Consider the following 18,438-nt stretch of genomic DNA (forward strand, 5'->3'; position numbering starts at 1 on the left):
GGTACGTTTGTGCCCGCGTGCCGGGCGCAAAATGCGACCGTCCAGAGGGAGACAACGACCATGGCCAGTCAATACCAAGGCAATGTCACATCGATGACGCCGAGCGGACAAGGCACCGCGTCTGCGCCTGTCATCCGCACCATCGGCCTGTCCAATTTGCATCATGCGCTGCGTCTCGGCTGGGAAGACTTCAAGGCGGTGCCAAGCCACGCCATCATCCTGTGTCTGATCTATCCCGTGCTCGGCCTCGTGCTGGCGCGCACGGTGCACGGTTATTCCGTGCTGCCCCTGCTGTTTCCGCTGGCCGGGGGCTTTGCCCTGCTCGGCCCGTTTGCCGCGATCGGTCTGTACGAGATGAGCCGCCGCCGCGAGGACGGCGGGGAAGCGTCCGCGTGGGACGCCCTGGAGGTATTCCGGTCGCCGTCGTTCGGCGCGATGCTCGGGGGCGGAACGCTGCTGTTCGCGTTGTTCGTGACCTGGATCGCGACCGCCCAGGCGATCTACACGGCGGTGTTCGGCTATGAGACCGCGGCCAACATCCCCGATTTTGCCGCGCGCGTGCTGACCACCCAGCAAGGCTGGTGGCTGATCGTGGTCGGCTGCAGCGTCGGCTTCCTGTTCGCGCTCGTGGCGCTGTGCATCAGCGTGGTCGCCTTCCCGATGATGCTGGACCGCCAGGCAAGCGCCGGCGAAGCGATGGTGACGTCGATGCGCGCCGTGGCACAGAACCCGGTGCCGATGGCCGCCTGGGGCCTGATCGTCGCGGTGCTGCTACTGCTCGGCTCGATCCCGTTCTTCCTCGGGCTTGCCGTCGTGATCCCGCTGCTTGGTCACGCCACCTGGCATCTCTATCGCGAGGTCATCGTCAAGGATCCGAATGCGCGGCCGGTGATTCCCGAGCCGCGCGAGCGCAAGCCCGCCGCGGACTTCCCCGCCAACCTGTTCCCGTGGCGGCGCAGCGATCGCGGGTAAGCGCTGGCCGAATGTGAACTCGTGAACGTCAAAGCAACCGCCGGCCGATGCTTGGCCGGCGGTTTTGTTGCCCTGACCGTCAAATGGATTTGAGATTGGCGTGGCATTTGCAGCGCCATCTGAGATAAATCGATCGATCAAGAGCCTTGTTTTGGCCGCTGTTGCCGCGAACATACCGCCGGATTCCGCGACCAATCGATGACATCGCAGACTCCGGAGTGAATTGCCCGATGACCTCTCACCTTTCCTTTCGCACGCTCGCCATCGGGGCGTGGCTCGTGACCTCGACGGCGTCTGCGCTCGCCGCCCCGTGCGGCACGGGCACGTTCGAGTCCTGGCTCGACGATTTCAGGAAGGAGGCTGCGGCGAAGGGCATTTCGCAGAACGCGATCCAGGCCGGGCTGAATGGCGTCACGCAGGACAAGGCGATCCTGGCCCGCGACCACTCGCAGCAGGTGTTCAGCCAGACGTTCGAGCAGTTCTCCGGCCGCATGGTGCCGCCGCGCCTCAACCGCGGCTCCGACATGATGAAGCGCTACGGCTCGGTGCTGTCGCGAATCGAGGAGGCCTATGGCGTGTCGGGCGAAATCCTGGTCGCGATCTGGGGGCTGGAGACCGATTTCGGCGTCAACACCGGCAAGTTTGCGACCATGCGCTCGCTGGCGACGCTCGCCTATGATTGCCGCCGTTCCGACATGTTCAAGGCCGAGCTGATGGATGCGTTGCGCATCGTCGAGCGCGGCGATCTTGCGCCGCAGGAGATGCGCGGCGCCTGGGCTGGCGAGCTCGGCCAGACCCAGTTCATGCCGTCGTCCTACATCAAGTTCGCGGTCGACTTCGACGGCAACGGCAAGCGCGATCTCCTGCGCAACGTGCCCGACGTGCTGGCGTCGACGGCGAATTTCCTGAAGAGCCATGGCTGGAAGCAGGGCAAGGGCTGGGAGCCCGGCAGCGAGAATTTTGCGGTGATCCAGCAGTGGAACAAGAGCGAGATTTACGCTCGGACGATCGGTTACTTCGCCACCCAACTCGCCAAGGCGCCATAGCGCTTTGGAGTTCGCACCAGCTTGCGTGGCGGCGAGCCAGGAACGACAGCCAAGACGAGAAGCCCGAACTTCGGCGCCGGTTCGATCAGCGCTGATCCTGCCCGGATGAATCAAAAAGGGCCGATCGCCCCAGGCAATCGGCCCTTATCGCCATGATCAAAAGCTTACTTCGCCATGCTGGCTTCTGCAGCCTTGCTGAGGTGCGCGCCGCATGCGCCCCACTTGTTGTTCAGCATCGCATCCTGGGCGAGCGAGACTTCCTTCTCCGCCGCGAATTTGACCTCGTTGTCGGCCATAGCTTCGACAGCGGCTTCGGTCTTGCCGAGGTTGTCACCGCTGCAGCCGAGGCCCGCATGATGATGATGCGCGGCCTGAGCGGGAGCGACGGCGTAAGCAACGGCAGCTACGGTGGCTGCTGCGATCAATGTCTTGATCATGAGATGTTCCATCTTTTGTTCTTGAACAGAGACCAGCGTGATTGCGGAATCTGCAGAACGATTTATCGCTGTTCCCGGCAGCGTTCAGAATGAACTTCGTGCGATCCAAATGTGATGAGCGTTGCGCGCGGATCGCGCATGCGTTGCATAGTGTTTTGATTACATGTCGGTAAGGAAGCGCCGCCGCATTAGCTTTGCTGCAGCTGTTCACTTCAACCGAAGCGCGTTTCCGGTAATCAGCAAGTCGATCTGCGTAACATGCCGAATATGAGGCGGCCACAGGATCGAATTACCTCTCGGGTCAATGCGACCGATTGACGCTGCAATCATTCAGCGCCGTCGAGATGATGCAGTGAACTTAAGATCATTCTTATGACACGATTCTGCATGCGAATCACGCATGGAACACATCGAAGTGATCCGTCTCTAATGGGTGCGCCAGAAGTTGATTGAACGGTCCTTGCTTACCATACAAGCAAAGTCCTTAGACACGCTAAAATTCCATTAACCTACTGATCTCAGGAATATTTCTCCGGGAGATGCAGATCCTACGGAACGTCCGTCCGGGGGCCTGGCCCGGATGTCCGGAACGGTTAATCGAAGCTTACCTCCGCCATGCGTTTGAGCTTAGCTGCATCGCACCATTGGAACTACCGCGCTGCACCATATCATCTATATTCACTTCAACGATGAGGCGTTGAAAAGCTGAATCGGAACTACTAGGAGACTACCATGTTGCTCTCGCTCATCCGCATGATCCAGGCTTTCCGGGATTATCAGCGCAATGTCAGCGAACTGTCCCAGCTCAGCGATCGCGAACTGGCCGATATCGGCCTCGACCGCTCGGACATTCCGCGCGTTGCCGCCGGTACCTACAACGGCTAATCGGCCGCAAGCCATCTGATGAACGGATAACGCCCGCTCCTGCAGCGGGCGTTATCGTTTTTGGCGCGGTTTCAGATGCATATGGAATCAAAACGCGCTAACGCTGCGCGATGACACCGCATCAATCCTCTTCCCAACCCGTGCACATCGTGGGCGCGGGGCTCGCCGGCTCGGAAGCCGCCTGGCAGGTCGCCAAAGCCGGCATCCGCGCCGTCCTGCATGAAATGCGCCCGCACCGGATGACCGAGGCGCACCGGACCGAAGGCTGCGCCGAACTGGTCTGCTCGAACTCCTTCCGCTCCGACGATGCCGCCAACAACGCGGTCGGGCTGCTGCACGCCGAGATGCGGCGGCTGGGCTCGCTGATCATGCGTTCGGCCGACGCCAACCAGGTGCCCGCCGGCGGCGCGCTGGCGGTCGACCGCGACGGCTTTTCCGCCGCCGTTACCAAGGCGCTGAACGAACATCCGCTGATCGAGATCAGCCGCGAGGAAGTCGCCGGCCTGCCGCCGGCCGACTGGAGCAACGTCATCATCGCCACCGGTCCCCTCACCTCGGCGCCGCTCGCCGACGCCATCAGGCAGCTGACCGACGAGAGCGCGCTCGCGTTCTTCGACGCGATCGCGCCGATCGTGCACAAGGATTCCATCGATATGTCGGTGGCCTGGTTTCAGTCGCGCTACGACAAGGTCGGCCCCGGCGGCACCGGCGCCGACTACATCAACTGTCCGATGACCAAGGAGCAGTATGACGCCTTCGTCGCGGCGCTGCTCGATGGCGAGAAGGTCGACTTCAAGGATTGGGAGACCAACACGCCCTATTTCGACGGCTGCCTGCCGGTCGAGGTGATGGCCGAACGCGGTCACGAAACACTGCGCCACGGGCCGATGAAGCCGGTCGGATTGACCAATCCGAACAATCCGACGGTCAAGCCCTATGCGATCGTCCAGCTGCGGCAGGACAACAAGCTCGGCACGCTCTACAACATCGTCGGCTTCCAGACCAAGCTGAAGCACGGCGCGCAGCAGCGTGTGTTCCGCACCATCCCGGGCCTCGAGCAGGCGGAGTTCGCCCGCCTCGGCGGCCTGCATCGCAACACCTTCCTCAATTCGCCAAAGTTGCTCGACGGGCAATTGCGGCTGCGCGCGCAGCCGCGGCTGCGCTTCGCCGGGCAGATGACGGGCTGCGAGGGTTACGTCGAGTCGGCCAGCGTCGGCTTGATTGCCGGGCTCTGCGCCGCCGCCGAGATGCGCGGCGCCGCGCTGACGCCGCCGCCGGCCACGACCGCACTCGGCGCGTTGCTCGGCCACATCACCGGCGGCCATATCGAAACCATCGAATCCGGCCCGCGCTCGTTCCAGCCGATGAATATCAATTTCGGTCTGTTCCCGCCGCTGGCCAGTCCTCCGACCAAGAAGCCGGACGGCTCGCGACTGCGCGGCAACGAGAAGACGGTCGCCAAGAAGCAGGCGATCAGCGCGCGGGCGCTCGCCGACCTCGACCATTGGATCGCAGAGCACCTGCGCATTGCAGCGGCGGCCTGACCATCATGAGCTTGCCGAAAGACGACGACGCGACGCTGTCGGCGCGATGGCGCCAGGGTGTCCTGCTCAAGCGCGATGTGTTCTCGACCGTCGAGCGCGGCCGCTTCCGCGCCGACGACGGCGAGGTCGACGGCGTGCTGCGCCGGCTCGACCAGGTGCCGTTCTGGTCGTTCCTCGTGGCGCTGCATCTGTTTTCGCGCGAACGCCGCGCGCTGACGCTGGCGCGCGACCTCGACGTCGGTCCCAAGTTGCTGTGGGCCGGCAAGCGCGCGCTGGTGCGCGGCTTCATCGACGGCGCGGCGCTGCATCTGGCGAAGCCGCACGGCGACGTCGCTTATTTCCGCTCCGCCAAGGCCGCGTTGCGCAAGCTGCATCGCGCCGGCATCTGCCACAACGACCTCGCCAAGGAGCAGAACTGGCTGGTCGGCCGCGACGGCCGCGCCTACCTCACCGACTTCCAACTCGCCGCCTGCTTCAAGAGCCGAAGCCGGCTGTTCCGCATCGCGGCCTATGAGGATTTGCGGCATCTCTTGAAGCACAAGCGTAGCTACGCGCCGGAGGCGTTGACGCCGAAGGAGCGCAAGGTGCTCGCCAAGAAGTCGGCGGTCGCCAGCATCTGGCTCAGGACCGGCAAGAAGGTCTATCAGGCTGTGACCCGCGGCATCTTCAATTTCACCGACCGCGAGGGCGGCGGCCGGCGGCTGGTGAACGACGCCCCGGTGCTGGTCGATCTGATCCGCAGGAATCCTGATGTGCGCGACACCGCGATCGTCGCCTTTGCCGACCGGCGCGTCGGCGTCGGGCTCTATGCCTTCGTCGAGGCCGACCAGTCCGCGCTGGAACGGACGCTGCGCAGCGAGCTTGCTGCAGCCAAGGGCGTCAAGCCGCCCGAACACATCCAGATCGTGCATGCGCTGCCGCGCGATGCGGCCGGCAAGCCGCGCACCGAAATCCTGCAGCTCGTCGCCATGAACCAGATCGACCTGATCGAGCCGATGATGCGCAGCGACGCCGATCGCGAGTTCCTCAAGGACATCCTCGAGCAGCGCAAGAATCTGCGCGATCGCTTCAATTTTGAAGTAGCCGAGATGGATCGGCCGGCGCGCTAAAGCATGATCCGGAAAAGTGCGAAGCGGTTTTCCGAAAAGATCATGCTCAAACAACAAGCTAAAGCGCGACGACGATCCAACCCAATCTCATCGCGCTTTAGCGCGCACACTCTCGACAAACGCAGCTCGACGCGCCAATCTTGCGGGGCTAGCGCGCCTCAAGGAACAAGCTTAATGCCACTCACCCGTGGCCGTATCGGGGGATATAATTCCGAACGCCTGGCGTTCGGATTCACCATGATGCACGGCGATCAGGAAATTGAATGCCAGATCAGCGATGCCGCAATGGACGAGCTGGCCGGCACGCGCGGAACACCGAGCCTGGCCCGGCAGGCGCAATTCGTTGCGCTGCGCGACGCCATCGAGATGATCGCGTCCGACATCTTTGAAAGCGGTCCGGTGGTCAGGGGCGCAACGATCCGGATCTTCACCAAGCACATCGCGAAAGAGCAAAGTTGAGCATCACCTCCGCGCAACCGCTTCACACTTTTCGGGATGATGCTTTAGCGACCGAATTCCTCGGTGCGCGCAGCTCGCCACAAGGTCCAGAGCGTGCGCAGGCGCGAGACCGGCTGCGGCAGGAACGGATCGTTGTCGGCCCTCTTCGCCCGGTTCAGCTCGCGCCTGACATGAGCGAGCGGCAGAAAGATCGGCCGCACGCCCGACGGGACATCCGCAAGCAGCCCGAATGCGGTCTTGAGATGGGCCTGCGCCTCGTCCGCGAGCTGATCGATCGCCGCACGGATGTTCGGCGTCGGCTTGCCGAGAAACACCTCTTCCTTGCTGCTGCCGTGCTGCTGAAGCAGCGGTAGCGGCAGAAACAGCTGTTGCCGCAAGGCGTCGCGGCCCAGCGCCGCGATGACCTGCGCCATGCCCTGGGCAAGGCCGGCATGACGGGCCAGGTGATCGATCGCCTCCGATGGCCGCGCCACGATGCGCGTGGCCTCCGAGAACAGCGCAGACGCCGTAGCGTCAAGATAGCCCTCGAGCGCGGCCAGCGACGGCATCGGGTCGTTGTATAGATCGAACTGGTGCTCCTCGACCAGCTGCGACAACGGCGAGACCGGCAGGCGGTGATTGCGGATCGCCTGCAGCAGTTCGGCTGCGACCGGATTGCCTTCGACACCGCCATGCCCCGCCCCGGCCAGCATGTCGGTCCACCATTGCAGCCGCATCTCGCCGGGCAGCGGTTGGCTGACCTGCTCGTGCACGCGCGAGACCTCGATGTTGAAGGCGTAGAGCGCGAGCAGCGCCCGGCGTTCCGGCCCCGGCATGAACAGGGTCGACGCGTAGCGCACGAAGTCATGGGTGCGCACCAGATCGGCGCAGAAGGCCGCGCCGTCCTTTGGCGCCTCCGCCGCGCTCATGGCACCGCGATCAGCGCCGCCGCGACGCGGCGCCGCTCGCCAAGCATGATGTTGTAGGTGCGGATCGCAGGCCCCGTCTGCATCGGGTCGAGCACCACCCGCACCGCGCGCAGGGCCTCGCGCAGGCCCTTTGGCGGTACCCAGACCTCGGTGCCGGTGCCGACGATCAGCGTGTCGATCGCATTGGTTGATGCGAACACCTTCTGCAGCGAATATTCGTCGATCTCCTGCGGCCTGGTCACCGGCCAGGCCCAGATCGCGTCAGGCAGGCACAGCAGCGAGCCGCGGTGCGACATATCGGCGAACGCGAAGCCGCCCTTGCCGTAAGCCTCGATCGGCGCCGACCTCGGAAGATGGGGAGCGTCCGAGGAGTTGTTCATGACCGGCTACTTCTTGGCTGCCGCCGCGTCCGGCTTCTTGGCCGGCGCATCCTGCGCCTCGCCCCGCGTGGTGTGAACACCAAGATAGATCAGGATTGGCGCCGCGATGAAGATCGAGGTGTAGGTGCCGACCAGCACGACGCCGAACATCATCACCGCAGTGAAGCTGTGAATCGCCTGGCCGCCGAACAGCAGCAGCGCGAGCAGCGCCAGGGTCACGGTGACGTGGGTGATGATCGAGCGCGACAGCGTCGAGTTGATCGATTCGTTGAGAAGCTGCGGCATCGGCATCTTCTTGTAACGTCGCAGCATCTCGCGGATACGATCATAGATGACGACGGTATCGTTGAGCGAATAACCGAGAATTGTCAGCAGCGCCGCGATACTGGTGAGATCGAAATCGACCTGAGTGATCGACATGAAACCGATCGTCAGCACGATATCGTGGACGTTAGCGATCATGGCGCCGAGCGCGAACTGCCACTCGAACCGGAACCAGAGATAGATCAGGATGCCGACGATCGCGAGCATCAGGCCGAGCATGCCGAACGCCAGCAGTTCGCCTGAGACCCGCGGTCCTACCACTTCGACCCGCCGGTATTCGACGGATTCGCCAAGCGCGCCCCGCACCTTCGTCACCGCATCCTGTTGCGCCTTATCGCCGCCGGGCTGTTCGGCGACACGGATCAGGACTTCGGCCGGACCTCCGAATTGCTGCAACTGCACCTCGCCGAGACCAAGACCGTTCAAGGTCGTGCGCATCCCGGCGATGTCGGCGGTGCCGGACTTGGCCCGTACTTCCAGCAGTGTGCCGCCCTTGAAGTCGATGCCGAAGTTCAGGCCGTGGGTGAAGAACAGGGTGATGGCGAGGATCGAGAGCAGCGCCGAGATCGGGAAGCTGATGCGACGGAAGCGCGTGAAATCGAAATGCGTATCGTCGGGCACGATACGCAGCGCCGGCAGCAGGCCGAGCACCGCGACCACGGTCAGCACGGCGATCAGGATGCCAAGGCCAATGAGAACGATATGAGTCACAACAGGCCTCTCAGATCGGCACGGTTTGCGGCCGCTTCCACCGCACCCACCCGGCGACGATCAGGCGCGTCAGGGTAAAGGCGGTGAACACCGTGGTGATGATGCCGATACCGAGCGTCACGGCAAAGCCGCGCACCGGTCCGGTGCCGATGTAGAACAGCACGGCGGCAGCGATGAAGGTGGTGATATTTGAGTCGAGGATGGTCGCCAGCGCCCGCTTGAAGCCGGCGTCGATTGCCGAGATCGCGTTGCGGCCGCCGCGCAATTCCTCGCGGATGCGCTCATAGATCAGCACGTTGGAGTCGACCGCGATGCCGACGGTCAGCACGATGCCGGCGATGCCGGGCAAGGTCAGCGTGGCGTTGAGCAGCGACAGCAGCCCGAAGATCATGGCGACGTTGATGGCCACGGCAATGTTGGCGAACACCCCGAACAGCCGATAGGTGAGCAGCATGAACACGATGACCAGGATCGAGCCGACATAGGCCGCGAGCTCGCCCTTCTCGATCGAGTCCTGCCCGAGGCCGGGACCGACGGTGCGCTCCTCGACCACGGTCAGCGGCGCCGGTAGCGCGCCGGCGCGCATCAGGATCGCCAGATCGTTGGCCGACTGCACGTTGAAGCTGCCGGAGATCTGGCCCTGTCCGCCGGTGATCGGCTCGCGAATCACGGGTGCCGAGATCACCTTGTTGTCGAGCACGATCGCAAACGGCTGCCCGACGTTATCGGCGGTCGCCTGAGCGAATTTGCGGGCGCCCGACGTATTGAACTTGAAGCTGACGATCGCCTCGCCGGTGCGCTGGTCGAAGCCGGGCTGGGCGTCGGAGAGCTCGCCACCGGAAACAAGAACCTGCTTCTTGACGACATACGGAACCGGCGGCGGCGACGCGCTCATCAACAGTTCGGAGTCCGGCGGCACCCGGCCCTGCTGGGCCTGATCGGGCGACACCGAAGTGTCGACCATCCGGAAATCCATCTTGGCGGTCTCGCCGAGCAGCTTCTTCAGCCGCGTCGGGTCCTGCAGACCCGGCACCTGCACCAGAATGCGGTCGGTGCCTTGACGCTGGATCACAGGCTCGACCGTGCCGAGCTCGTTGACGCGGCGTTCGACGATCTGGATCGACTGCTCGATGGTCTTGCGCATCCGCTCGATCATCGCGGGCTGCGACACGGTCAGACGGATCAAGCCGCCGCCCGCATCGGTCACGTCGACGTCGCGCTGGCCGCTGGAGCCAAGCAGGCCGCCGATCGGCTGCGCGACCTCGCGAAGTTTCGCCAACGCCGCTGGAACGTCGGCCTCCTTCGCGATCCTAGCCTCGACGCCGTCGTTGCGGATCTGCACGCCCCCGGTGAAACTGATCCGGGCGTCACGCAGCGCCTTCCGGGCATCGTCGCGAACCTGCTCGAGCTTCTCCTTCTTCACGTAGTTGGCGTCGACCTCGAGCAGCAGATACGAGCCGCCCTGCAGGTCGAGGCCGAGCACAAGGCGCCGCTGCGCCCAGGCCGGCCAGGTCTTCACCTGCGCCTCGGGAAAGAAATTGGGCACGGCGCACAGGCAGACCACCAGCGCTGTCAGGATGATCCCCAGCGCTCGCCACCGCGTGAAATACAACATCGAATTGACCTGTCAGATTCGGCAAAAGGCTCCGCGGCGATCAGCTCGCGGATGCCTCGTCCTTGGCGTCGCCCTTCGCCGGCTCACCCTTGGTCCGCACGCCCGAGATCATCTGGCGCATCTGCCGCACGCGAACGCCGTCCGAAATCTCGAACTCGATCTGGTCGTCGTCGACCACCTTGGTCACCTTGCCGACGAGGCCGCCCGAGGTCACCACGGTGTCGCCGCGGCGGATGTTCTTCACGAGGTCTGCGTGATCGCGCACCTTCTTCTGCTGCGGGCGCAGAATCAGGAAGTACATGATGACGAAGATCAGCGCGAATGGCAGCAGCGACATCAACATGCTGTTGGTATCAGTGCCAGCTCCAGCCTGAGCAAACGCAGGAGTAATCAGCATTCGGACGATCCTCGGATAAGACGGGAAAGAACCGGCAGCGCCCTCAGGTTCGGGGCGGTATGGCGGTCCGGACAAATTCGCGCGGACTATAGCGGCCGCGGTCCCAATTGCAACGTTAACGGACCTTCATTTAGGGCGCTTGCGGGACCGCCGCCAGCCCGATAAGGCTGCGCCGTCAGGAACTGGACAAATGCCGAAAAAAGCCAAAAAAACCACCAGTAAAGCAGCCCCCAAAACCGCCGGCAAACGCGCTGCGAAAGCCGCGACAAAACGCCCGGAAACGCCGCTCGACGGCGCGACCGCCGAGCGGATCGCGAACGCCCTGGAGACCATTGCGAGCCGGCTTTCGGCTGCCTCCCCGGCCGCCGATCCGGCCGAGTCGCTCAGTGCCGCGGACGCCTTTGTCTGGCACCCGGATGGGCGCCTGGCCCCGGTGCCACGCGTCAGCCGCGTCGAGATCGGCCTGCTCAAGGGAGTCGACCGGATGCGCGATATCCTGATGGAGAACACCGAGCGCTTCGCCAACGGACTGCCCGCCAACAATGCGCTGCTGTGGGGCGCCCGCGGCATGGGCAAGTCATCCCTGGTGAAGGCCACCCATGCCAGCATCAATGTCGACCGCAAGCCGGCCGACCGGCTCAAGCTGATCGAGATTCACCGCGAGGACATTGAGAGCCTGCCCGGCCTGATGGAGCTGCTGCGCAGCTCGTCATTCCGCTTCATCGTGTTCTGCGACGACCTCTCCTTCGACGGCAACGACGCTTCCTACAAATCGCTGAAGGCGGTGCTCGAAGGCGGTATCGAGGGGCGCCCCGACAACGTCATCCTTTATGCGACCTCGAACCGGCGGCATCTCCTGGCGCGCGAGATGATCGAGAACGAACGCTCGACCGCGATCAATCCGGGCGAAGCGGTCGAGGAAAAGGTCTCGCTGTCTGACCGTTTCGGCCTCTGGCTCGGCTTCCATCGCTGCAGCCAGGACGAGTACCTCGCAATGGTGAAGGGCTATTGCGACCACTACGGCATCAAGATCGCCGAAGACGAACTCGAGCGCGAGGCGCTCGAATGGTCGACCACCCGCGGATCGCGCTCCGGCCGCGTCGCCTGGCAATACACCCAGGAACTGGCGGGCCGGCTCGGCGTGCGGCTCGCCGGCCAGTAATCGCATCAACGATCAAAACAAAACGGGGGAGGCTTGCGCTTCCCCCGTTGTCTTTGCTGTGAGACTTGGAAGTCCCTTGGAAGTCCCGGCGCGTAACTTATGCGCCGTTGAGGAACTGGAGCGGATCGACCGGAGACGCCCCCTTGCGAATTTCGAAGTGGAGCTGCGGCGAACCCGCCTCACCCGACTGGCCGGATTTGGCGATCACCTGGCCGCGTTTGATGGTATCGCCGCGCTTGACCAGGATTTCGCTGGCATGGGCGTAGGCGGTGACGTAGCCGTTGGAATGGCGGACCAGCACCAGATTGCCGTAGCCCTTCAGCTCGTTGCCCGAATAGGCGACGACGCCGTCTTCCGCCGCCTTCACCGGCGTGCCTTCGGGCACAGCGACATTGATGCCGTCATTGACCTTGCCGTTGGTCTTCGAGCCATAGGCGGTGATGACCTTGCCGCGCACCGGCCAGCGGAAGGTCGGCAATGCGCCGGTGGCTTCGCTCGACTTGGTGGCTGCGGGCGCTTCTGCGGCAGCAACGGGCTGTTCGACAGTCGCGGTCGGCTGAACCAGCCGCGCACTCTGCTGCGGCAGCGCGGTGGCGACGACCTTCGGAGCTGCCAGGGCCGGCACCGGGGCCGCTGCGACGGGCGCAGCAGCAACAGCTTGCGCAACGGGCGCGGGAGCCGCCATCGCAGTCTTGGCGCCGGGCACGACGATCTTCATGCCGAGGCTGAGCCGCGCCGACTGATCGAGATTATTGGCGCGGGCAAGCTCGGCGACCGGGATGTGGTGCTGGCGCGCGATGCTGTGCAGCGTGTCGCCGCGATTGACATAGTGGATGCCGGCAGGCGCGGCTGCCACGGCAACAGGACGCGCGGCCGGCGCCGCCATCGCGGGTGCCGCGGCTGACGCCGTCGGGCGCGGAATGATCAGCTGCTGGCCAGGCGACAGCGCGCGCGGTCCCTTGTAACCGTTGGCGCGCAGGATCTCGGCCGACGAGACGTTGTAGCGGCGCGCCAGCACGTCCAGCGTATCGCTGGTGCCGACGATGATGGTGGTGCCGTTATGCCCGGCATGCGCCGCGGCGACCGAACGCGGAACGGTGCCGGTGGCTTCGATCTGCGGGCGCGCGGGCGGCGGGGTGTAGGACGAAAGCCCGCGCCCTCCGCCGGAGACGCCAGCGCCGGCGACCGGATAGGATTGCGGCGCCGCAACCGGCGGCGGCAATGGCTGTGACTGATACTGGGAATACTGCGGTTGGGTGCGCGGCCGTGCGTATTGCGGCAGCTCGCGCGGCGGCTGTGCCTGCTGCTGCACGGTGCCGGTCGGCTGCGGATCAAGCGCAAACGGATTTTGCGAGTAGGAGTTTTGCGAGAAGCGCGACGACATATCGGCGCTGCAACCGGCAAAAGCGATGGACATCAGCGTCAGCACCGCAACCTGCGGCACGCGACGCGAGCGAAGCAACTCGACAACCCCAGACATGGTTACTCACTCGTACGCAACAAAAGACTGTTTTGAGTAAACACGTACCGAGTAAATAACCGCTTAACCCTGCGAATAAGGCGTTGGCACCAAGCGGCAAATCGCGAAATTTACAATTCGCGCGCGATTCCCGGCAGCGCCGGCACAAAGCGGACGTCGACCAGCTCCTTGCGGTCGAAGCCGTTCTCCGTCCGCACCACGCGGACCAGGGTCTGGGTGCCCTGATGCGGCCCGACCGGGGCGATCAGGACGCCACCCGGCTTGAGCCGCTCCAAGAGCTTCTCCGGGATCTGCTCCATCGCCGCGGTGACGATGATGCGGTCGAAATCACCTGCTCCCGCCGGGACGTCGAAGCCGTCCCCGAGCAGCACCTCGATGTTGTAATAGCCGAGATTTTCGAGGCGCTTGCGGGCGCCGTCGGCCAGCGTCCGGTAGCGCTCGATGGTCAGCACCTGCTTGCACAGCCGGGACAGCACGGCCGCCTGGTAGCCCGAGCCGGTGCCGATCTCGAGCACGCGGTGGTCCTTCTGCAGCTGCAGCTGCTCGGTCATGTAGGCCACGACGAAGGGCTGGCTGATGGTCTGCCCGCAGGCGATCGCGAGCGCGCTGTCGCGATAGGCCTCACTGCGATCGCGCGGATCGACGAACAGCTCGCGCGGCACCTCCTCCATGGTGCGGAGCACCGCCTGATCGCTCACGCCGCGCCGCCGCAGGGTGAGCTGAAACATCATCTTCTCGGTCGGATCTGACTTCACGGCCATGGTCGTCAGCGTCTCTGGGCAGCAGCGCGGAATCTTGCTCTGCTTGATGCCATTGAAATCCGAAATACCGCGTTAAGGAAAAATTTCCCGTTGCGTTTTGTTCCCCGTCAGGAACCAGCACCCTGATTTGGCGTTGGCACCATCCCATATAATCGGCAACGCCGCGCGGTTAACGCCCAGCTGCCGCCGACCGGGATATCTGGCCGTATCGCCACACCTCGCTGACTGCCGGGTAATGCTTCAGCGGGGCGATACGACGAACGGCGGTCGGCGCTGGAAAACGACCAAATCCCAAACGTTTGCGTTGCGCGCTGTAATGTTATTTGCGAGCCTATTTCAGGGTAGGGCAAGGATTCCATCATGACAGCGATACGGCCGGCGGGCTGTTCAGTTTTCCTCGTGGAGGACGAGGTCATGATCCGGATGATGGTCGCCGATATGCTGGAGGAGCTCGGCCACACGGTCGCGGCCGAGGCCGGCGAAATCGGCGAGGCGGTCAGGCTTGCGCAATCCACCGAATTCGACCTCGCGATCCTCGACGTCAACGTCAATGGCAAGGTGATCACCCCGGTCGCCGAGCTGATCAACGCCCGCAACCGCCCCTTCATCTTCGCGACCGGCTACGGCTCTTCCGGCCTGCCTCCGGAGTATCGCGACCGCCCGGCGCTGCAAAAGCCCTTCCAGCTGGAAACGCTGGCCCAGGTGATATCAAGCGCGATGAAGAGCGCGCCGGTCTAAGGGTCACGTCACTGCGCAGCCCGGATGAGCCAACGGGTCGCGCGAACGCGCGCCCGGTGACAGGCTCCGCGACATCCGGGATTCATTGCTCAGACCGTCCCGGATATCGCTTCGCTCATCCGGGCTTCTGTAACGGGCCTTTGTAAGTCAATCCCTTTTTGCGTGATCCACTCGCCGGGCACTTGCTTCTGTACGGGATCGGCGCGAAGGCCGTCGCCTGATGGGGTGCATTGAGGAGCCGGCCGGCCAATCTACGGAAGCGTGGTTGTGAGCCACTTCCCGGATGGCGGCCTGACCGGATCCATCGTCCCGGCGCAGGGACCTCGCTCAGGGAGAGCCTGGTGTCGTGGCCCGCCCAGAACCGATTGCTGCTCCTTGCTTAGGTTGCCGAGGCCTTGGCCATCGGGTTGAACGGTTTGGCGTCGGCGAGCATGCGATGCAGAACGACGGCGAGCTTGCGTGCGAGCGCCACCTTGGCCTTGCGCAGGCCTGCGCGCCGGGCGATCCGCATCGCCCAGCCTTTCAGCGCCGAGCAGTTCCTGACCGGCTTGGTCAGCATGACGTGAGCCGCTTGATAGAGCGCCTCGCGCACGGAGGCATCGCCGATCTTGCTGATGCGGCCGGTATAGTCGGTTTCGCCCGATTGGTACTTCTTCGGGGTGAGGCCAAAATGCGCTCCCGTCGCCTTCGAGGACCGGAAGCGCTTCGGGTCGTCGACCGCCGAGGCGTAGGTAAGCGCCACGATCGGGCCGACGGACGGTGTCGTCATCAGGAGGCGGGCTTGAGGGTGCGACCTGGCGAGCTTTTGGGTGTGCTTATCCAGGCCATTGAACTCGCGCCGCAGCACGGCGTGGGCTTCGAGCAGCGCCTGTGCCACGATCTCAAGTCCGGGATGGCCCGCTACGAGCTCCCGGATGCGTTCGGCGAACGTGCGCTCGGTGGTCGTGCCGACCTTCAGACCGAAGCCGCGGAGCACGCCGCGCAGGCTGTTCTCGATGTCGCGCAGCTTGGACTGCAGCAGCTTGCGTGCCGTCAGAACCGCCCGCGTCTCTTGCGCTTCGATCGACTTGCAGTGCACCGGCCGGAACCAGCCCAGCCGCATCAGTTGCGCGATCCCGCGGGCATCGTTGCGGTCCGACTTCACCGGCATCGCCTTGAAGGCATCGCGGACGTGCCGCGTCTCCAACAGTTCGACTGCCAGGCCCGCATCCCGCATCGCTGCGTAGAGCCATTGCGACAGCGGACCAGCCTCCAGCCCGATCCGTTCCAGCACCAACCCCAGCGACCGCAACCAGGTGATCAAGGCCTCCGGCTCACTCGCAACCCTCGCCTCGCGCAAAATCTTACCTGTCCCATCGACAAGGCAGACGCTCGAGCATTCCAAAGACACGTCGATTCCTGCATAGTGGTACATGGTCGTCCCTTAATGATGCTTGGAGCGGGCTTGCCCGACTCCGTTTATTGACACCATCAGTTTGAGGGACGACCGCCTTCCAACCAACAGGCCGCTCGCGAGCGCGCTTCCAAATCGCGCCGTAGCGAGCGGGCGGCCGGCCCGTTACCCCATCTACGAAAAGTTACTTCAGCGTCGCGGCCAGCGTTTCCGAAAACGCTTCATCGGTGCGGTCGAGCCGCAGCGGCGTCACCGAGACGTAGCGCGCCGCAAGCGCGGCGAGATCGGTGCCTTCGGCCGGCGTATCCATCATCGCCGCGCGCTCGAAGCCGATCCAGAAATACGGATTGCCGCGTCCGTCGTGACGGCGATCGATCTTCAGAAACCCCTGATTGCGCTTGCCCTGCCGCGTGATCCTGATGCCCTTGACGTCATCGGGCATGCAGGACGGGAAGTTGACGTTGACCACGGTGTTCCTGGGAACGCCTGCAGCAATGACCTTGCGGATGATGTCGGGTCCGAATTTCAGCGCGGTCTCCCACAGCGGCGCGTTCCGCGTCTCGATCGAAAACTCCTGCGACAACGCGAATGACGGAAAGCCCAGAATGGTGCCTTCCAGCGCGCCGGCGATGGTGCCGGAATAGACCACGTCCTCGGCGACGTTACGGCCCTTGTTCACGCCGCTCAGCACGAGATCGGGCAGCTTGTCACCGAGAATGTGGCGCGCGCCCATGATGACGCAATCGGTCGGCGTGCCGCGCACCGCGAAGTGACGCGGGCTGACTTCGCGCAGCCGCAGCGGATCGTTGAGCGACAGCGAATGCGAGACGCCGGACTGATCGAGCTCGGGGGCAACGATCCAGACGTCATCGGACAAGGAGCGCGCGATCTGCTCGACGACCTGCAGGCCGGGAGCGTGGATGCCGTCGTCATTGGTGCAGAGAATTCGCATCCGTCAAAGTGCCCTTTGTTCCGATTCGACGCGGGTTAGTTGCAGTTTCTTGGGTTGATTGCCGTCTTAACCGGCTAGGGCCGCGGAGGCAAACCCGCCGAAGGCCCGTGCCATTGCGCCGACGTCACGCGCCATGGACGCACAAATCTGCCGGTCGCGGCAATCTTGCCGTCGAACGCCGGCCAGGCGGGCCCGGCTCGCGGCCGCACAAGCACAACGGCGGGCCGGCGCACGTCGGGCTTGGCAGTTTCGGCGTTGAGAGGCTCTGGCTTCGGATACTCAGGCTTGGGGCCCTCGCGTTCGGCAGACGCAGGCTCGGCGAGCTCGGGCTTGGCGACTTCAGCTTTGGCAGGTTCAACCCCAGGTGCTTCGGAGCTGGGCTGCCCAGGGGCGACCGGCGCTGTCTGGCGAGACTCCGGCTTGGGAGCGATCGGAGGCTCCGATTTCAGAAGCTCGGACCTACTGGCTTCGGACTTGCCAGCTTCGGACTTGCCGGGCGCAGGTCTGGGAGGCTCGGGCTTGAGAACCACGGGCTTGGCAGGCAGAGCCTTCGGAGGTTCAAACGTCCGGGCAGGCCCGGGTGGCTCGGGGGGCGCAGCTCGGCGAAGCACGAGCTTGGGAAGTTCTGGCTTGGGAAGCTCTGATTTGGGAGGCTCTGATTTGGCAGGCTCTGACGTGCTCGCTTCAACCTGGCGAAGCTCAATCCGAGGCGGTTCGGGTTTGGGTGGTTCGGGTTCGGGCGGAGCCGGAGTGGGTGCCTCGGCCGGTGTTGGGACCGGCGCTGCCGCAGCCGATTTCGATTTCAGCCTGGCCAGCAGCTCCTCGATCGAGGGCACCGATGACGGTTCAAGCGGAGCGCGCGGCGCGGCTGGCGGTGGCGTCCGGACCGGTGGCGGCGGCGCAACCGCCGCTGATGGCGAAAAATCGGCCGGCGCCAGGTGGGCGAACCTGGCGCGTGCGAGCTCCAGTGCGTTGTCGAAGTCCGGCCTGTCGATCCAGGCCTTCGATTGCACCTCGGTCACGCGCGCCTCCCACAGGCGCGCGGCCTCGATGTCGTAATAGCCCATCTGCTTCTGATTGATCAGCTGCAGACCATGGCCCGTGACGGCCCATTGTCGACCAAGCCAGTGGATGTCACGGTGGAGCGGCATCACACTGGCCCTCG

Annotated in this window: 19 protein-coding genes; 8 read left to right on the forward strand and 11 right to left on the reverse strand. The window is 64.3% G+C overall.

Translation table 11 applies throughout. From position 1 onward, the window contains the following. Positions 1-60: 60 nt before the first annotated feature. Together HAP54_RS37840 and HAP54_RS37845 are read left to right on the forward strand one after the other, a co-directional pair. On the forward strand, positions 61-972 hold the full coding sequence (locus tag HAP54_RS37840) for a DUF2189 domain-containing protein (RefSeq protein WP_166295797.1): 912 nt from the start codon (positions 61-63) through the stop codon (positions 970-972). A 230-nt stretch (positions 973-1,202) separates the two neighbouring features. Then, positions 1,203-2,018 (forward strand): lytic murein transglycosylase, encoded by an 816-nt coding sequence (locus tag HAP54_RS37845; protein WP_166295800.1) that lies wholly within the window; start codon positions 1,203-1,205, stop codon positions 2,016-2,018. 164 nt (positions 2,019-2,182) lie between these two features. Here the strand turns inward: HAP54_RS37845 and HAP54_RS37850 are convergent, their stop codons facing one another. Continuing rightward, entirely contained in the window at positions 2,183-2,467 is a 285-nt protein-coding gene (locus HAP54_RS37850; RefSeq protein WP_029082674.1) for a hypothetical protein, read from the reverse strand. Positions 2,468-3,187: 720 nt separating this feature from the next. Here HAP54_RS37850 and HAP54_RS37855 point away from each other — a divergent pair. The 4 genes from HAP54_RS37855 (at position 3,188) to HAP54_RS37870 (ending at position 6,452) form a co-directional block, all read left to right on the forward strand. Further along, positions 3,188-3,340: a DUF1127 domain-containing protein gene (locus tag HAP54_RS37855; RefSeq protein ID WP_016846063.1), complete on the forward strand. Its 153-nt coding sequence runs from the start codon at positions 3,188-3,190 to the stop codon at positions 3,338-3,340. 110 nt (positions 3,341-3,450) lie between these two features. Continuing rightward, positions 3,451-4,884 (forward strand): methylenetetrahydrofolate--tRNA-(uracil(54)-C(5))-methyltransferase (FADH(2)-oxidizing) TrmFO, encoded by a 1,434-nt coding sequence (trmFO, locus tag HAP54_RS37860; RefSeq protein WP_166295803.1) that lies wholly within the window; start codon positions 3,451-3,453, stop codon positions 4,882-4,884. Positions 4,885-4,889: 5 nt separating this feature from the next. Further along, positions 4,890-5,993, forward strand: a complete 1,104-nt coding sequence (locus HAP54_RS37865; protein WP_166295806.1) for a serine/threonine protein kinase — start codon at positions 4,890-4,892, stop codon at positions 5,991-5,993. A gap of 3 nt (positions 5,994-5,996) precedes the next feature. Then, on the forward strand, positions 5,997-6,452 hold the full coding sequence (locus HAP54_RS37870; RefSeq protein ID WP_224741598.1) for a DUF1488 family protein: 456 nt from the start codon (positions 5,997-5,999) through the stop codon (positions 6,450-6,452). 44 nt (positions 6,453-6,496) lie between these two features. Here the strand turns inward: HAP54_RS37870 and HAP54_RS37875 are convergent, their stop codons facing one another. Genes HAP54_RS37875 through yajC form a run of 5 tightly spaced genes read right to left on the reverse strand, consistent with a single transcriptional unit; the run spans position 6,497 to position 10,787 of the window. Further along, positions 6,497-7,360, reverse strand: coding sequence for a phytoene/squalene synthase family protein (locus tag HAP54_RS37875; RefSeq protein ID WP_166295809.1), 864 nt, complete (start codon positions 7,358-7,360; stop codon positions 6,497-6,499). Continuing rightward, on the reverse strand, positions 7,357-7,740 hold the full coding sequence (locus HAP54_RS37880; RefSeq protein ID WP_166295812.1) for an Mth938-like domain-containing protein: 384 nt from the start codon (positions 7,738-7,740) through the stop codon (positions 7,357-7,359). Before HAP54_RS37880 ends, HAP54_RS37875 begins: the two co-directional genes overlap by 4 nt. A gap of 6 nt (positions 7,741-7,746) precedes the next feature. Further along, complete coding sequence (secF, locus tag HAP54_RS37885) at positions 7,747-8,775, reverse strand: protein translocase subunit SecF (RefSeq protein ID WP_166295815.1); 1,029 nt, start codon at positions 8,773-8,775, stop codon at positions 7,747-7,749. Between the two features lie 10 nt (positions 8,776-8,785). Next, entirely contained in the window at positions 8,786-10,390 is a 1,605-nt protein-coding gene (gene secD / locus HAP54_RS37890; RefSeq protein ID WP_166295818.1) for a protein translocase subunit SecD, read from the reverse strand. A 40-nt stretch (positions 10,391-10,430) separates the two neighbouring features. Next, a complete protein-coding gene (gene yajC / locus HAP54_RS37895) occupies positions 10,431-10,787 on the reverse strand; it encodes a preprotein translocase subunit YajC (RefSeq protein WP_166295821.1) in 357 nt (118 codons plus the stop codon). A 190-nt stretch (positions 10,788-10,977) separates the two neighbouring features. On the opposite strand from yajC, the gene HAP54_RS37900 reads away from it, so the two are divergent. Next, a complete protein-coding gene (locus tag HAP54_RS37900; protein WP_166295824.1) occupies positions 10,978-11,949 on the forward strand; it encodes an ATP-binding protein in 972 nt (323 codons plus the stop codon). 97 nt (positions 11,950-12,046) lie between these two features. Here HAP54_RS37900 and HAP54_RS37905 read toward each other — a convergent pair whose 3' ends face one another. Beyond that, on the reverse strand, positions 12,047-13,429 hold the full coding sequence (locus HAP54_RS37905) for a LysM peptidoglycan-binding domain-containing M23 family metallopeptidase (protein ID WP_166295827.1): 1,383 nt from the start codon (positions 13,427-13,429) through the stop codon (positions 12,047-12,049). A gap of 110 nt (positions 13,430-13,539) precedes the next feature. After that, on the reverse strand, positions 13,540-14,190 hold the full coding sequence (locus HAP54_RS37910) for a protein-L-isoaspartate(D-aspartate) O-methyltransferase (protein WP_224741597.1): 651 nt from the start codon (positions 14,188-14,190) through the stop codon (positions 13,540-13,542). A 360-nt stretch (positions 14,191-14,550) separates the two neighbouring features. Here HAP54_RS37910 and HAP54_RS37915 point away from each other — a divergent pair, with 360 nt between their 5' ends. After that, on the forward strand, positions 14,551-14,928 hold the full coding sequence (locus HAP54_RS37915) for a response regulator (RefSeq protein WP_029082686.1): 378 nt from the start codon (positions 14,551-14,553) through the stop codon (positions 14,926-14,928). Between the two features lie 379 nt (positions 14,929-15,307). Here HAP54_RS37915 and HAP54_RS37920 read toward each other — a convergent pair whose 3' ends face one another. The 3 genes from HAP54_RS37920 to HAP54_RS37930 all read right to left on the reverse strand — a co-directional run bounded on the left by HAP54_RS37920 (position 15,308) and on the right by HAP54_RS37930 (position 18,424). Next, the gene (locus HAP54_RS37920; protein WP_166294930.1) at positions 15,308-16,342 is read right to left on the reverse strand and encodes an IS110 family transposase; all 1,035 of its coding nucleotides are present in this window, start codon (positions 16,340-16,342) and stop codon (positions 15,308-15,310) included. Positions 16,343-16,505: 163 nt separating this feature from the next. Then, positions 16,506-17,273, reverse strand: a complete 768-nt coding sequence (gene surE / locus HAP54_RS37925) for a 5'/3'-nucleotidase SurE (protein ID WP_166295829.1) — start codon at positions 17,271-17,273, stop codon at positions 16,506-16,508. A 74-nt stretch (positions 17,274-17,347) separates the two neighbouring features. Further along, the gene (locus HAP54_RS37930) at positions 17,348-18,424 is read right to left on the reverse strand and encodes a hypothetical protein (RefSeq protein WP_339156797.1); all 1,077 of its coding nucleotides are present in this window, start codon (positions 18,422-18,424) and stop codon (positions 17,348-17,350) included. Between the last annotated feature and the right edge of the window lie 14 nt (positions 18,425-18,438).

This window comes from Bradyrhizobium sp. 2S1 (genome assembly GCF_011516625.5).
Lineage (GTDB): Bacteria > Pseudomonadota > Alphaproteobacteria > Rhizobiales > Xanthobacteraceae > Bradyrhizobium > Bradyrhizobium septentrionale.